Below are 14623 nucleotides of genomic sequence, written 5' to 3'. Positions count from 1 at the left end.
CTCAGCGCCGGACATCGGTCGTCATCAAACATCATCAAACATCACTCTTGACACCTATCGGCCCGTGCAGTTCACTGTGATCATCATCACCGGCCTGATCGCGGGATCCCGGCCGGACGGACGCACAGGAGGGGAATCCATGGAGCGCTCGACATCACCGGCCGGCCCGGCCCCGACCCGTCCGGTCGACGCGGCGGACGCCGTCGGCCTCACCGTCCTGCTTCTGGCCGGTCCCGGTCTGCTCGCCTGTGCCGCGGCGCTGCTGCAGACGGGCACCAGCGCGCCCGGGGCGGAACTGACCCGCGTGCTGGGCCTCGGTGCCGGTCTCGCCGGGCTCGGACTGCTCGCATGGTGGGCGGTGGGCCTGATCGGGCTGGCGCTCGTCGCGCTGGGGCGCCGCGCGGGTCGGCCGGCCTGGGCCCGCCTGGGCCGGAGCCTCACTCCCGCCCTGCTCGGACGCGTGGCAGGCGCCGTCGTCGGTGCCCAGCTGCTCGCGGCACCGGCCGCGTGGGCGGACGCGGCTCATCCCGTGCCGGACGCCTCCTGGACCGTGGCTGCGGTGCCTGCGCACGCCACCGGCGTCGAGGCCCCGGCGCCGGACGCCGCGTGGACGCCCCGGCCCCCGGCGCCGGCCCCACCGGGCGCCGGCACCGGCCGTGCGGATCCGGACCACCCGACCGTCACCGTCCGGCGCGGCGACTGCCTGTGGCACCTCGCCGCCGCCGAGCTCGGCCCGGACGCGACCCCCCGAGAGATCGACGCCCGCTGGCGCCGCTGGTACGAGGCCAACCGACGGGTGATCGGCGACGACCCGCACCTGCTGCTGCCCGGCACCGTGCTGACCTCCCCCGTGTTCACCCCGCACGCCGGCGTGGACGGACCACGGCCATGACATCCACGACCCTGCACTCCCCCGCTTCGCCTCGTCCTCAGGAGACCGCCATGACCACCCTCGCCACCCGCCCCCGCGCCGCTTCCGACCGGCGCACCGCCGACACCCTCCTCCACGGGCCCGCCCACAGCCCCGCAGTCCTGCCCCGCGGTGAGGAGATCGCCCGGCGGGCCCGCACCGAACAGGGGCGCGAGGAGCTGCGCCGCGTCCGCTCGCTCGCCGCCGTGATCGCCGTCGCCTGCGTCGAGGTCGAGACGGGCCGCCGTGCCCTGCGGGACCTCTCCGCCTGGCTCTCGCCCGAGGTCCTGGACAAGTTGACCCGTCGCATGGAGCTGCTGGGCGCCGTCGCGCCGACCGGGCCCGGTCGACGGCCCTCCGCGGCCGTCCCGCCCCGGACGCCCAAGTCCGCACCCCGCCCGGTGGGTGCCCGCGTGTGCGAGGTCGCGCCCGGCCGGGTGGAGGCCAGCGCGACGGTGCTGTGGGAGGGCCGGGCCCGGGCCTTCGCGCTCCGACTCGAGCGGCGGCTCAGCCGGTGGAAGGTGACGTCGGTCGAGATCGGCTGAGCCGGATCGTCCCGTCGGACTGACGAGCGAGGGCCCGGAGACCTGGAGGTCTGCGGGCCCTCGTCCTGCGTCGTGGCAGGATGCCGGTCAGCCGCGGCGGCCGCGGCGCTCCGCCTGACGGCGGGAGCGGCGGTTCGTGCCCGCCGCGACCGTGGCGCCGGAGTCCGTGCCGCTGCGGGTGACCGCGCTCTGCCCGTCCTCGGACGGACCGGTGAAACGCAGCTGCGCCGGCTGCTGCGGGGCGTCGATGCCCTCCACGGAGATCTGCGGGGCCATCGTCACGGCGCGGGCGTCCTGGACGCCGGGCAGCGACGTCGACGCGGGGGCCGCACTGATCTGCGCCTGGAACAGCGTGCGCACGGCGTCCTCGCGGATGGCGGCGAGCATGTTCTGGAACATCGTGTAGCCCTCGCGCTGGTACTCCACGAGGGGCTCGCGCTGGGCCATCGCGCGCAGCCCGATGCCCTCCTTGAGGTAGTCCATCTCGTAGAGATGCTCCTGCCAGCGGCGCCCGATGGTGGCGAGCACCACGCGACGCTCCGCCTCCCGCAGCGCCTCGGACCCCACCTGCGCCTCCCGGTCCTCGTACGCCAGGAGCGCATCGGAGACGAGTTCGCGCTTGAGGACCTCGGCCTTGAGCCGGCCCCGGCCGCCGACCTCGTCGAGGACGTCCTCCTGCGAGATGCCCACGGGGTAGAGCTCTGCCAGGTCCCGCCACAGCTGGTCGAGGTCCCAGTCGGTGGCGTGGCCCTCCTCGGTGGCCGCGTCCACGATGTTCCCGACGGCGTCCTCCACGAAGCGGCGCACCCGGTCCTGCAGGTCCTCCCCCTCGAGGATGGAACGGCGGTCCGTGTAGATGGCCTCGCGCTGGCGGTTCATCACGTCGTCGTACTTGAGCACGTTCTTGCGCTGCTCGGCGTTGCGCCCCTCGACCTGCGCCTGCGCGTTCTGGATCGCCTTCGAGACGAAGCCGAACTCGAGCGCCATGTCGTCCGGGATCGACGGGCTGTTCATGATCCGCTGGGCCACGCCCGGGTTGAAGTTGCGCATGAGCTCGTCCGTGAGGGAGAGGTAGAACCGGGACTCGCCCGGGTCGCCCTGACGGCCGGAACGACCGCGCAGCTGGTTGTCGATGCGGCGCGAGTCGTGGCGCTCGGTGCCCACCACGTACAGGCCGCCGGCCTCGATGACCGCGCGGTGCGCGTCCTCCACGGCGGCCTCGGCCTGCGCCAGCACCTCGGGCCAGCGGGCCTCGTACGCCTCCGGGTCCTCGGCGGCGTCGAGGCCCAGCTCCTGCATGCGGGCCACCGCCGTGAACTCGGCGTTGCCGCCGAGCATGATGTCGGTGCCGCGGCCGGCCATGTTGGTGGCCACGGTGACGGCGCCCGGGCGGCCGGCCTGCGCCACGATGGCGGCCTCGCGGGCGTGGTTCTTCGCGTTCAGGACCTCGTGGCGGACGCCGCGCTTGGCCAGCAGCGTGGAGAGGTACTCGGACTTCTCCACCGAGGTGGTGCCCACCAGGACCGGTTGGCCCTTCGCGTGCCGCTCGGCGATGTCGTCGACGACGGCGTCGAACTTGACCTTCTCGTTCTTGTACACCACGTCGTTGCGGTCCACGCGCTGTCGCTCCCGGTTCGGCGGGATCACGACGACGCCGAGGCCGTAGGTCGACGTGAACTCGGCGGCCTCCGTCTCGGCGGTGCCCGTCATGCCGGCGAGCTTCTCGTAGCCGCGGAAGTAGTTCTGCAGGGTCACCGTGGCCAGCGTCTGGTTCTCGGGCTTGACCTCGACGCCCTCCTTGGCCTCGATGGCCTGGTGGAGCCCCTCGTTGTAGCGGCGTCCCTTGAGCACGCGGCCCGTGTGCTCGTCGACGATCTGCACCTCGCCGTCGAGGACCACGTAGTCCTTGTCCCGCTTGAACAGCTCCTTGGCCTTGACCGCGTTGTTCAGGAACTGGATGAGCGTGGTGTTCTGCGTCTCGTACAGGTTCGTGATGCCGAGGTGGTCCTCGACCTTCTCGATGCCGGGGCCGAGGATGCCGACGGTGCGCTTCTTGTGGTCCACCTCGTAGTCCGTGTCCGCCTCGAGGCGGCGCACCAGCCGGGCGAACTCGCCGTACCACCGGTTGGCCTCTCCCTGGGCGGGGCCGGAGATGATCAGCGGGGTGCGGGCCTCGTCGATGAGGATCGAGTCCACCTCGTCGACGATCGCGTAGTGGTGCTCACGCTGCACGAGCTCGTCGAGGGACCAGGCCATGTTGTCCCGGAGGAAGTCGAAGCCGAACTCGTTGTTCGTGCCGTAGGTGATGTCCGCGGCGTACTGCTCGCGGCGTACGGCCGGGGTCTGGCCCGCCACGATGACGCCCGTCTGCATGCCGAGGAAGCGGAACACGCGGCCCATGAGGTCGGCCTGGTAGGAGGCGAGGAAGTCGTTGACCGTCACCACGTGCACGCCCCTGCCGGACAGCGCGTTGAGGTAGGCCGGGGCGGTGGCCACGAGGGTCTTGCCCTCGCCGGTCTTCATCTCCGCGATGTTGCCCTGGTGCAGCGCGATGCCGCCGAGCAGCTGGACGTCGTAGTGCCGCTGGCCGAGCGTGCGTCCCGCGGCCTCCCGGACCGCGGCGAACGCCTCCGGCAGGAGCAGGTCCAACGACTCGCCGTCCGCATGCCGGGCCCGGAGCGTGTCCGTCTCGGCACGCAGCTCCGCATCGCTGAGCGCCCGGAAGTCATCCTCGAGGAGGTTCACGGCGTCCACCGTGGCCTGCATGCGCTTGAGGACGCGGTTGTCCGAGATCTTCAGGACGCGGTCGATGATCGAAGGCACTGGTTCTCTGCTCCCTTGCGGTGTGGCCGGGGCGGGACGGGATGCCCCTCGCGCTCGGCCGTGGCGCGGTCTCCGGGACAGTGTACGGGCCGAGTCCGGACGGGCCGCGGCGCCCGTCCCGGAGGGGACGGGCGCCGCGGCGTCAGCAGGTCGTGGTCGACGTCGGCGGGGCGGTCAGTCCTCGCGCGCCTGGTAGGCCCGCTCCCCCTCGGAGGCGGAGACGTGATCCTGCGGGAGGGACTCGTCCAGGCGGATCACGCCGTAGCTCCAGCCCCGGCGGCGGTAGACCACGGAGGGCACGCCGGTCTCGGCGTTCTGGAAGAGGAAGAAGTCATGGCCCACCAGCTCCATCGCGTCCACGGCCTCGTCCACGCTCATGGGGGTCGCGGGGAACGCCTTCTGGCGGATGCGCACCGGGGTGCCCACCTCGGGGGCGTCCTGCTCGGCGGCCTCCTCCGCGGCCAGCGCGGCACCCGACGGCGGCAGCGGCGGCACGAATCCGACCTCGCCCGCGCCGCGGGAGGCGCCGAGCTTGCCGTGACGGCGGTCCTTGCGGCGGTCGCGCATGCGCCGCAGGCGCTCGGCCAGTCGGGTGGCGGCCTGGTCGAAGGCGACCAGCTTGTCGTCCGCGTCGGCCTCGGCCCGCACGACGTCCCGCGGGCCACGGACCGTCAGTTCCACGCGGACCGTCTCGTCCGAGTGCTTGTGGTGGGAGGACTTCGTCACGCGGACCTCGAGCGTGTCGGCGCCCTCGGCGAGCGGCTGGAGGCGCTCGGTGCGCTCGACGACGTGGTCGCGGAAGCTCTCCGGGAGCCTGAGGTTGCGGGCGATGTAGCTGACATCCATGGTCATGGCGTCCTCCTGGTCCGACTCTCACGGGTCCGGCCTCGGGAGGGGAGGTGCGCCTCGGTGTCGCGTCCGCAGGGCGGCGGCGGGTCCGAGGGTGCGACCTCCTTCCAGCCGTCGGCAGGACGGGAACCGTAGGGGCGATTCCGTGCCGTTCACCCTACCCGGGGGCCTGGCCGGGGGCCAGGCTCGGCGGGGTCCCGCGGCGGGGCCACGGCCGCGAGCACGACGGCCCCGACGGGGTGCCCGCCGGCGCGGCGCACCGCCTCCGCGAGCGCGGCGAGGGTGGCGCCGGTGGTGAGGACGTCGTCCACGAGCAGGACGGGCGCGCCGGCCGGCAGCCGCCCGGCGGCGACGCGCCAGTCCCGGGCCCGCCGGCGGCGCTGGCCCGCCCCGGCGCCCGCGTGGGACGGGCCGCCGCCCCGGAGCGTGCTCGCGCGGGGCAGCAGGCGCGCACGGACGGCGTCGGAGACCAGCCACGGCGCCGGCAGCGCCCGGGTGAGCTCGGCGAGCGGGTCGTAGCCGCGCCGTCGGAATCCGACCGCGCCGCCCGGGACCGGGACGAGCAGGGCGTGCCGCGCCCCGGGCAGGTCCGGCTCGAGACGCGCCGCGGCGACGGCCCGGCAGAGGGCCTCGCCCAGCACGCCGCGCAGGTGCAGCGCGTGATGGTCCTTGAACGCGAGCACGGCGGCCGCCAGCGGGTCTGCGTAGCGCCCGGCCGCCATCACCGGCAGCGGAGCGCCGCCGGGGCCCAAGGGTAAGGCCGGGGCGTCCTGCTCCGCCCGGAAGGGCCGGGACAGGACGGCGGTCAGTCCCTCCGCGCAGGCCGGGCAGAGCCGGTGGCCCGGCGCCGCGCACACCGCGCACTCGGCGGGCAGGACCAGGTCGGCCAGGGCCCGACCGAGGGCGCCGAACGCCGGGGACGGGGAGGACGGCGGGGAGCGCATGGGACGAGTCCACCGCACGACACCGCCGTCCAGGCGCCGGGGCGGGCCGCTGTGCGGGACAGGACGGCTGTGCAGGAGTGGACGACGGGGCGGTGAGCGCCGGCCCGGCTCAGTCCGGGAACGAGAGGTCGCGTACCCCGCGGTCGAGCTCCTGCGCCCGCCACGAGGAGCCCACCAGCAGGAACACGAACTCCTCCGTCTCCGCGTAATAGGCGCCGTCGTCGCCGGCGGAGATCCCCCGCAGGCCGCCCAGTGGGTTGAGCTCCCGGACGGTGCCATCGACCGAGACGATCCGCGGCACCACGCGCTCGTCGGGCTTCGCGGCGTACGCCGAGACGAGCAGGTTCGTGTCGCCGGCCCACTCCACCGAGTCCTCCGACCCGGAGGAGGGCAGCAGGATCGGCTCGGTCAGGGCGTTCGGCACCCCGTCCGAACCGCGCACGACGCCGGACACGCGCAGGGTGGTCCGCTGGCCGTCGTCGACGAGCATCGCGGCCCGGGCCCCGCTCCGGGCCAACCGCAGGTCGACGATCCGCTCGCCGGGGCGCAGCCAGGTGGCCGTCACGATGCGCTCCTGCCCGCCGGGCTGGGCCGAGACGGCGCGGATCCGCGAGGTCGTGCCCCGGTCGGCCGCCCACACCCAGCCCAGGAGGTCCAGCGACGGGACGGTAAGCCCGGTGCCGCGCAGCACCTCCCGCAGGGAGCCGTCCGTGCCGGCGACGTGGACCGCCGTCCGGTCACCGGTGACGAACGCGAATCGGCTGCGGTCGCCGGACATCGTCGGGCGGACCGGATCGAGCGCGGTGACGTCCGGAGCGCCGCCCACCGGCGTGACGCTGCTCCCCTGCACGTACACGAGTCCGCCCGTCGCCGCGTCGATGCCCACCTGGACCGATCTGACGGCGGGGTCGGTCTGGACCGGGGCGGGGCCGTCGTCTCCCGACGTGGACAGCTGGGCACCGGCGACGGTCACCTCGACCTCCTTGACCGACTGGAGGCCCCTCAGGGTCAGCTCCAGCTGCTCCCGCATGCGGTGCCGCCGCTCGGCGTCGGCCCCCTCGGCGGCCGCCTGGGTGAGGTCGACGTGGGCCACGCCGTCGTCGTCGACGGGCACCGTGGGCGCGGCCAGGTCCGTGCCGGTGCGCAGCGGGAAGGCCGTCTCCACCGCCCCGGCCAGATACGGTGCCGGCCCGCGCAGCAGCGCTCGCGTCACCGCGGTCACGGTGGTGCCCCGATTGACGAACCACCGCACGTCCGGCACGATATAGCGCTTCGCGGTGTCGTAGAAGGCGAGCTCGTGCGGCGCGAACAGCTGTCCGAACTGCGCCTGGGAGAGCAGCGTGCCGTTCTCCGTGGACGTGATCCGCATGCCCTGGGGCCGTTCCTGCACGGTGACCGCCCAGGCCCGTGTGGTCCCCGGCGGCGCGACGGTCCGCAGGCCGTACTCGTCGATCTCCGAGTCGACCTCGACCTGGATCTGGTAGTCCCCGTCGCCGTCGCCCCGGGTGATGCGCGGCTCCGCCGAGTACACGAGGGTGCGCTGCCAGGGCGTCCACTGGGTGGCCGCGGGGCCGTCGAGGAACTCGCGCGCCACCGCGTAGTCGTCCTGCGGGCTCGTGCCCGCGAGCAGGAAGCCCCGGATGGCCTCCTCCGCCGTGTCCGACTCGGCGGGTCCCGGCGGATGGAACTGCGGCGCGTCGGCGGCCGCGCTGGCCCCGTCGACCGGGTCGGCGCTGCGCACTTCGGAGCTCTGGGGGATCTGGGTGCAGCCGCTGAGGGCGAGCACCAGGGCGACGATCACCGCGACGACGGCGACACGCGGCGGGCGGGGCGGCTGCGGATCCACGGTGGTCATCGGGCCTCCTCTGCCGCGTCCTCGCCGGTCCGGTCCCCGGCGGCCGGCCCGTCGGCGGGATCCCCCGGAGGGGCCACGCGCACCGGCCGGGTCGGTGCGGTCAGGGCCTGCTCGGCCTGGCGCGCGGACGGTGGGGCGTCCGCGGCCGTGGCGGCGACGTCCGCGACCCTGCCGACGGCGTCGGCGTCGGCGTCCGCCTCCTGCGGGACGGGTCGGGACAGGTCATCGGCGTACCGGCGGTCCGCCGTGCTGTAGCGGGGCGGGATGGGCAGCACGGAGCGGCCGATCGGTTCCGGGGCCTCCGCGCCCTGCGCGGCCGGGCGCGGCGCCCGCGGCAGGGTCACCATGAACGTGGACCCCTCCCCCAGCTCGCCCCACGCCTCGAGCCGGCCGCCGTGCAGCCGGGTGTCCTCGGTGGCGATCGCCAGACCCAGTCCGGACCCGCCGGTGGTGCGCTTGCGTGAGGGGTCGGCCCGCCAGAACCGGTCGAACACGCGCTGCACCTGCTCGGGGCTCATGCCGATGCCGTGGTCCACGACGGCGAACGTGACGGCCTCCTCGTCGGCCGCCACGAGCACGTCCACCGGCCGGCCCTCGGCGTGCTCGATCGCGTTGTTCACCAGGTTGCGCAGGATCCGTTCGATCCGCCGCGGGTCGACCCAGGCGACGTGGCCGTCGGCGCGGTCCCGGTCCATGGGCACCACGTACACGGGCACGCCGCTCTGATCGGCCAACGGCTGAGAGGTGAGCACGACGTCGCGGGCCAGCTCGAGCATGTCCGTGGCCTCGAGGGCCGGGGTGGCGGCGCCGGCGTCGAACCGGGTGATCTCCAGCAGGTCCGCGAGCATGGCCTGGAAGCGATCGACCTGGTGGTAGAGCAGCTCGGTCGAGCGTCGGTTGACCGGGTCGAAGTCCTCGCGCGAGCCGTACAGCACGTCGGCCGCCATCCGCACGGTCGTCAGCGGCGTGCGCAGCTCATGGGAGACGTCCGAGACGAACCGCTGCTGCATCTGGGACAGCTGGGCGAGCTGGCCGATCTGGTCCTGGATGCTGTCCGCCATCCGGTTGAAGGACATGCCCAGGCGGGCCATCTCGTCCTCACCGTCGACCGGCATCCGCACGGCCAGGTTGCCGCTCGAGAGGGACTCGGCCGCCCGGGCCGCCTGCTGCACGGGCAGGGTCACACGCCGCGAGACCCACCACGAGACCAGCACGTTGATCACCAGGAATCCGACGCCGAACACCAGCAGCACCCCGAGCACCGAGTCCAGCGAGCTCTGGACGTCCGCGAGGTCGTAGACGAGGTAGAGCCCGTAGGTGGCACCCGGGGGCAGCACCACCTGGGCGCCGAACACGAGGCCGGGCCGGGTGCCGCCGCCGGGGTCCGGCAGCGCCACGCTCGCGTCGTACACGCCCGGCCCGGAGGCGACCGCGTCCTGCAGCTCCTGGGGGATCACCGCGGGATCGAGACCGGCGGAGGAGATCGTCCCCACGTACGCGGACTCGGAGCCCGGCAGCGGGGCGAGGTGGTAGCGGCGGCGGATCGTCGTGCCCGAGTCCCCCTCGAGGGCACGCAGGGTCTGGGTCACCAGCACGTCCGTGCTCTGCGCGTCCGTGGCGGTGGTCTGCGCGAACGTCTCGCGCACCTGACTCAGGCCACGGCGGGCCTCGGCCTGGACCTGCTCGTAGCGGGCCTCGAAGAGGGCCTGGGTGATCTGCTGCGTCAGGAACGCGGCGACCACGAGGCCCGCGAGGATCGAGAGCAGGGCCGCGAGCACCGCCGTGCGCAGCCGCAGGGACCGACGCCACCGGCGGCGCAGCGCACGCCACGCGGGGCCGGGGACCCACGACCGTGGGCGGCCGGCGGCGGGCTCGACCGGCTCGGCGCCGGGCTCGGCCGCCGGGGCCGCGCTCAGACCCGGGCCGGACACCGTCATGCCCTCAGCCCTGGCCGGCCTTGTACCCGACGCCGCGGACGGTCAGCACGACGCACGGGTTCTCGGGATCCGGCTCGACCTTCGAGCGCAGGCGCTGGACGTGGACGTTCACGAGCCGGGTGTCGGCCTGGTGCCGGTACCCCCAGACCTCCTCCAGCAGCATCTCGCGGGTGAAGACGTGGCGCGGCCGCCGGGCGAGGGCCACGAGGAGGTCGAACTCCAGCGGGGTGAGGGCGATGCCGACGCCGCCGCGGGTGACCTCGTGGCCCGCCACGTCGATCTCGAGGTCCCCGATGTGCAGGACCTCCGCCGGCTTGGCCTCCCCCTCACGCAGGCGGGCCCGGACGCGGGCCACGAGCTCGGCCGGCTTGAACGGCTTGGGCACGTAGTCGTCCGCACCCGACTCGAGGCCGCGCACGACGTCCGCCGTGTCCGACTTGGCCGTGAGCATCACGATCGGCACGTCCGACTCGTCTCGGATGAGCCTGCAGACCTCGATGCCGTCGATGCCGGGGAGCATGAGGTCCAGCAGCACGAGATCGGGACGCTCGCGGTGGAACGCGGGCAGTGCGGAGGTGCCGTCCGCGGCGAACGCCGGCTCGAAGCCGTCGTTGCGCAGGACGATGCCGATCATCTCGGCCAGCGCCTCGTCGTCGTCCACCACCAGGATCTTGGCCTTGCCCATCCTGACCTCCTCGTCAGCGCTCCCCCCGGCGCCGCAGGCGGGACCGGCCCCGGGCACAGGAAATTTTCAGGATCAGCCCGATGATACCCGCCGGGCGGGCCCGTCCACGGCCGACGACGCCGGAGGTCGTCCCGGTCCGTCGGGGCGCCGGCTCAGCCGCGCAGCTCGGCGAGCCGCGCGGCCAGCTCCTCCGCGTCCCGCCGCAGAGTGCGGAGCACGGCGGGGTCGTGCGGCCCCGCCGCCGTGAGGCCGACGTCGCCCACCCGTCCGGGGTCCACCCCCAGCCGTTCCCACGTGCGGACGACGTCGACCGGGCGCACGCCCGGCTCGGGGGCCAGGGTCAGCCCGCGCCCGACGTCGGCCCAGCCGGCCGCCGCCTCCCACGCCTCGCGGGTGCCGGGCGAACCGTCCGCGCCGTCGTCGAGGGGGCCCACGCCCACCACGAGCGAGACCGGGGCCCGGGCGGGCGCGTCCGCGGCTGCGTCGGGCCTGGGCAGGGACTCTCCCGTCAGCGTCGCCAGCGCGGCGGGCCCGGGCAGCTCGGCCCCCGGGGAGGCGGCGCGGCGGCCCGGCGCGAGCCACACTCGGGCGACGTCGGGCAGGGCGGTGAGCCTGGCGAGGGCGGCGCGCCACAGTCCGCGGGCCTCCTCGCGCGGCAGCGACCGGACGGTGCGGTACCCGCTCGCGGTGGGCAGGGTCCCGGCGAGGACGGCCCCCGCCCACGGCTCGTCGACGACGACGCCGAGGCGGGCCGCCCCGGTGGCCCTCCGGAGGCGGGGCAGGGCGTCCTGCAGTCCCTCGAGATAGGACTCGGCGACGTCGCGGCGGGCGCCGTGGTCGCCGAGGACGCGCTCTCCCCCGGGCAGCCAGAGGCCGGCGAGCAGGCTGAGCGGGCCGCGCACCCGCACGGCCAGACGTTCGACGACGGCGCCCTCGGCCCCCGCGGTGTCCGCCCAGCGGTGCGCGTCCTCGCGCCAGAGGGAGACGGCGCGGCGTCGGTCGCGGCCGGAGCCGGCGGCCCCGGGCGGGCTGACCCGCCAGCCGTGCGGCTGCAGGTCGACGGCCAGCTCCTGCAGGAGGGCGGCCGAGCGGCCGGTGGCGTCGGCGCCGGGTCCGCGCTCGGGCAGCTCGGGGAGCACCGGCCAGTGGTCCGCGCCGAGCTCGCCGAGCGTGACGCGCTGCGCCTCTGCGACGTCGGTGCCGCGCCACGGCGTGCCGCCGAGGGCGACGGGGCCGGTGGCGCCGTCGTCGTGGGCGGCCTCAGTCATCCGCGTCCCCGGAGCCCGCCCCCGGCTCCGCCTCGGCGTCCGGCCGGCCCTCGGCCGCCAGCGCGCGGTGGTGGCGGATGACCTCGGCGATGATGAAGTTCAGGAACTTCTCGGCGAACGCGGGCTCGAGGTCGGCCTCGAGCGCGAGCCGGTGCAGCCGCGCGATCTGGGCGGCCTCACGCCCGGGGTCCGAGGGCGGCAGGTCGTGGCGGGCCTTCAGCGCACCGACCCGCTGCGTGAACTTGAACCGCTCGGCCAGGAGGTAGACGAGCGAGGCGTCGATGTTGTCGATGCTGCCGCGGATCGCGAAGAGCTCGTCGAGGACCGCCGGGTCCGCGGTGCCGGGCAGCGAGCTGGCGTGGGGGTCGTAGTCCGGGCTCATGGCCGAAGCCTACGCATCCGCGGGGGCGGACAGCCGGGCATTGCGGGCGGTGTCGATGGTGGCCTGGCCGAGCACGCGGGTGCCCCGGTACAGGACGGCCGTCTGACCGGGGGCCACGCCGCGCAGGGGGCGCGCCGGCTCGATCTCCCACCCCGGATTCCCCGCCTCGTCCGCGCGCTGGCGGGCGCGGGCCTCGACGATCTCGCCGTGGGCCCGGAACTGCAGGGCGCAGTCGAACCAGGCGCCCGTGCGGGCTTCGGGCACCGGGGCGCCGGCCCACGACGGGCGGATGCCGGTGATGCGGTCGACGTCGAGCAGCTCGCGGCCGCCGACGACCACGGTGTTCTCCTTCGGCCGCACCTCGAGCACGAACCGGGGCTTGCCGTCGGGCGCGGGACGGCCGATGGCCAGGCCCTTGCGCTGGCCGACCGTGAACGCCTGGGCGCCCGCGTGGGTGCCGAGCTCCCGCCCCTCCGGGTCGACGATGGGGCCGGGGGCCAGGTCGATGCGCTCGGCGAGCCAGCCGCGGGTGTCGCCGTCGGGGATGAAGCAGATGTCGTGGGAGTCCGGCTTCGCCGCCACGGACAGACCGCGCTCGGCCGCCTCGGCGCGCACGAGCTCCTTGGACGGCGTGTCCGCGAGCGGGAAGAGGCAGTGGGCGAGCTGATCCGCGGTCAGCACGCCGAGCACGTAGGACTGGTCCTTCGCGTCGTCCGCGGCGCGGTGCAGCTCCAGCGAGCCGTCCGGACCGGGCCGCACGGCGGCGTAGTGGCCGGTGCAGACAGCGTCGAAGCCCAGCTCGAGGGCGCGCTCGAGCAGCGCCGCGAACTTGATGCGCTCGTTGCAGCGCATGCACGGGTTGGGCGTGCGGCCGGCCTCGTACTCGGCCACGAAGTCGTCCACGACGTCCTCCGCGAACCGCTCGGAGAAGTCCCACGTGTAGAAGGGGATGCCGAGCCGCTCGCACGCGCGCCACGCGTCCGAGGCGTCCTCGATGGTGCAGCAGCCACGCGAGCCGGTGCGCAGGGTGCCGGGCATGCGGGACAGGGCCAGGTGGACGCCGACGACGTCGTGCCCGGCGTCCACGGCACGCGCCGCGGCGACGGCGGAGTCGACTCCCCCGGACATGGCGGCCAGGACCTTCACGGGCGGACTCCTCTCTCGACGACGGACGGGCGCTCCAGTCTAGACGCCCGGCCCCAGCAGCGTCCGCAGCGCGTCGATGAGCGCGGCCGTCTCGGCCAGCGTCGTCGTCCGGCCGAGGGTGAACCGCTGGGTGGCCCGCGCGTCGGCCTCCGTCCGCCCCGGCAGGGCGGCGACCACGTGCGACGGTTCCGCCACCCCGGCGGTGCACGCCGACCCGGACGAGGTGTCCAGTCCGGCCATGTCGAAGGAGAACAGCAGCGCGTCCGCCGTCCGGCCCGGCACGGTGATGTGGACGTTGCCGGGCAGTCGGCGCGTCCCCGGCGACAGCACCTGCCCCGTCGCCGGGTCGAGGTCTCGCGGCCCGGTCAGGCGCACCCCGTCCAGGGCGTCGACGGCGGCGATCACCTCGTCCCGCAGCCCGCCCAGGCGGGCGGCCTCGGCGGGCTGCTCCCCGACGGCCTCCGCCACGGCGGCCGCCAGCGCTGCGGCCAGGGCCACCGACACCGTGCCCGAGCGCAGGCGACGTTCCTGGCCGCCGCCGTGCACCACGGCCTCCAGCGTGACGTCCCGGCGCACGAGCAGGGCGCCGACACCCACGGGGGCGCCGACCTTGTGCCCCGAGACGGCCAGGGTCGCGGCCCCGGACGCGGCGAAGTCCACGGGCACCGCCCCGAGGGCCTGGACGGCGTCGGTGTGCAACGGGACCCCGTGGTCGGCAGCGAGCCGGGCGGCCTCGGCCACGGGCTGGACCGTGCCGATCTCGTTGTTGGCCCACATCAGCGTGGCCAGGGCGGTCCGCTCGGGCGCGGTCGCCAGCGCGGCCTCCCATGCGACGAGGTCGACCCGCCCGTCGTCGTCGACCGGGACGAGCACCGGCTCGGCACCCTCGTGTGCGGCGAGCCAGTCCACCACGTCGAGGACCGCGTGGTGCTCGATGCCGGTCAGCACGATCCGGGTGCGCTCCGGCGCGGCCGCGCGGCGGGCCCGGTACAGCCCCTGGACGGCGAGGTTGTCCGCCTCGGTGCCCCCGGACGTGAGGATCACCTCGGTGGGGTGCGCCCCGAGCGCCGCGGCGATGCGCTCCCGCGCTTCCTCGAGGCGCAGCTTGGCCCGGCGGCCCGAGGCGTGGAGGGAGGCCGGGTTGCCCGGGAGCGCGGCCGCCTCGGCCAGGGCCGCGAGCGCGGTGGGGCGCACCGTCGTGGTGGCGGCGTGGTCCAGGTGCACGCGGTCCGGGGTGGTCACCCGGCCAGTCTAGGAGCCGCGCCGGATGTGCACCGGC

The 14623-nt window shown here is 75.0% G+C and carries 12 protein-coding genes; 2 read left to right on the top strand and 10 right to left on the bottom strand.

The window, feature by feature from the left end; translation table 11 throughout:
* Positions 1-139 precede the first annotated feature (139 nt).
* Together G6R13_RS06870 and G6R13_RS06865 are read left to right on the top strand one after the other, a co-directional pair.
* Entirely contained in the window at positions 140-892 is a 753-nt protein-coding gene (locus tag G6R13_RS06870; RefSeq protein WP_044659782.1) for a hypothetical protein, read from the top strand.
* A gap of 50 nt (positions 893-942) precedes the next feature.
* Positions 943-1455, top strand: coding sequence for an Rv3235 family protein (locus G6R13_RS06865; RefSeq protein WP_061866997.1), 513 nt, complete (start codon positions 943-945; stop codon positions 1453-1455).
* An 87-nt stretch (positions 1456-1542) separates the two neighbouring features.
* On the opposite strand, the gene secA is transcribed toward G6R13_RS06865, so the two are convergent.
* The 10 genes from secA to G6R13_RS06815 all read right to left on the bottom strand — a co-directional run bounded on the left by secA (position 1543) and on the right by G6R13_RS06815 (position 14586).
* Positions 1543-4278 (bottom strand): preprotein translocase subunit SecA, encoded by a 2736-nt coding sequence (gene secA, locus G6R13_RS06860; protein WP_061873065.1) that lies wholly within the window; start codon positions 4276-4278, stop codon positions 1543-1545.
* Positions 4279-4452: 174 nt separating this feature from the next.
* Positions 4453-5130, bottom strand: a complete 678-nt coding sequence (gene raiA, locus G6R13_RS06855; protein WP_060973936.1) for a ribosome-associated translation inhibitor RaiA — start codon at positions 5128-5130, stop codon at positions 4453-4455.
* A gap of 149 nt (positions 5131-5279) precedes the next feature.
* Positions 5280-6071 (bottom strand): phosphoribosyltransferase family protein, encoded by a 792-nt coding sequence (locus G6R13_RS06850; RefSeq protein WP_122054428.1) that lies wholly within the window; start codon positions 6069-6071, stop codon positions 5280-5282.
* 109 nt (positions 6072-6180) lie between these two features.
* Positions 6181-7926, bottom strand: coding sequence for an LpqB family beta-propeller domain-containing protein (locus G6R13_RS06845; RefSeq protein ID WP_163721281.1), 1746 nt, complete (start codon positions 7924-7926; stop codon positions 6181-6183).
* Positions 7923-9863, bottom strand: a complete 1941-nt coding sequence (gene mtrB, locus G6R13_RS06840; RefSeq protein ID WP_163721279.1) for an MtrAB system histidine kinase MtrB — start codon at positions 9861-9863, stop codon at positions 7923-7925. Before mtrB ends, G6R13_RS06845 begins: the two co-directional genes overlap by 4 nt.
* A 4-nt stretch (positions 9864-9867) precedes the next feature.
* The gene (gene mtrA / locus G6R13_RS06835) at positions 9868-10548 is read right to left on the bottom strand and encodes an MtrAB system response regulator MtrA (protein ID WP_061867002.1); all 681 of its coding nucleotides are present in this window, start codon (positions 10546-10548) and stop codon (positions 9868-9870) included.
* A 152-nt stretch (positions 10549-10700) separates the two neighbouring features.
* Positions 10701-11816, bottom strand: a complete 1116-nt coding sequence (locus G6R13_RS06830) for a hypothetical protein (RefSeq protein WP_002854876.1) — start codon at positions 11814-11816, stop codon at positions 10701-10703.
* Positions 11809-12198 (bottom strand): chorismate mutase, encoded by a 390-nt coding sequence (locus G6R13_RS06825; RefSeq protein ID WP_002854878.1) that lies wholly within the window; start codon positions 12196-12198, stop codon positions 11809-11811. Before G6R13_RS06825 ends, G6R13_RS06830 begins: the two co-directional genes overlap by 8 nt.
* A 9-nt stretch (positions 12199-12207) precedes the next feature.
* Entirely contained in the window at positions 12208-13344 is a 1137-nt protein-coding gene (gene mnmA, locus G6R13_RS06820; RefSeq protein WP_163721277.1) for a tRNA 2-thiouridine(34) synthase MnmA, read from the bottom strand.
* A gap of 39 nt (positions 13345-13383) precedes the next feature.
* Positions 13384-14586: a cysteine desulfurase family protein gene (locus tag G6R13_RS06815; protein ID WP_159833285.1), complete on the bottom strand. Its 1203-nt coding sequence runs from the start codon at positions 14584-14586 to the stop codon at positions 13384-13386.
* Between the last annotated feature and the right edge of the window lie 37 nt (positions 14587-14623).

This window comes from Micrococcus sp. Alg238-R198, from assembly GCF_900537135.1.
Classification (GTDB): domain Bacteria; phylum Actinomycetota; class Actinomycetes; order Actinomycetales; family Micrococcaceae; genus Micrococcus; species Micrococcus luteus.
Note: the sequence above shows the minus strand (reverse complement) of the source record. Positions and strands in the feature narration are given on the sequence as shown.

Coding starts and splice junctions, on each gene's coding strand:
- G6R13_RS06845 (WP_163721281.1), bottom strand. CDS start 7,926: ATGACCACCGTGGATCCGCAGCCGCCCCGCCCGCCGCGTGTCGCCGTC.
- raiA (WP_060973936.1), bottom strand. CDS start 5,130: ATGACCATGGATGTCAGCTACATCGCCCGCAACCTCAGGCTCCCGGAG.
- mtrA (WP_061867002.1), bottom strand. CDS start 10,548: ATGGGCAAGGCCAAGATCCTGGTGGTGGACGACGACGAGGCGCTGGCC.
- G6R13_RS06825 (WP_002854878.1), bottom strand. CDS start 12,198: ATGAGCCCGGACTACGACCCCCACGCCAGCTCGCTGCCCGGCACCGCG.
- G6R13_RS06830 (WP_002854876.1), bottom strand. CDS start 11,816: ATGACTGAGGCCGCCCACGACGACGGCGCCACCGGCCCCGTCGCCCTC.
- G6R13_RS06870 (WP_044659782.1), top strand. CDS start 140: ATGGAGCGCTCGACATCACCGGCCGGCCCGGCCCCGACCCGTCCGGTC.
- G6R13_RS06850 (WP_122054428.1), bottom strand. CDS start 6,071: ATGCGCTCCCCGCCGTCCTCCCCGTCCCCGGCGTTCGGCGCCCTCGGT.
- mtrB (WP_163721279.1), bottom strand. CDS start 9,863: ATGACGGTGTCCGGCCCGGGTCTGAGCGCGGCCCCGGCGGCCGAGCCC.
- G6R13_RS06865 (WP_061866997.1), top strand. CDS start 943: ATGACCACCCTCGCCACCCGCCCCCGCGCCGCTTCCGACCGGCGCACC.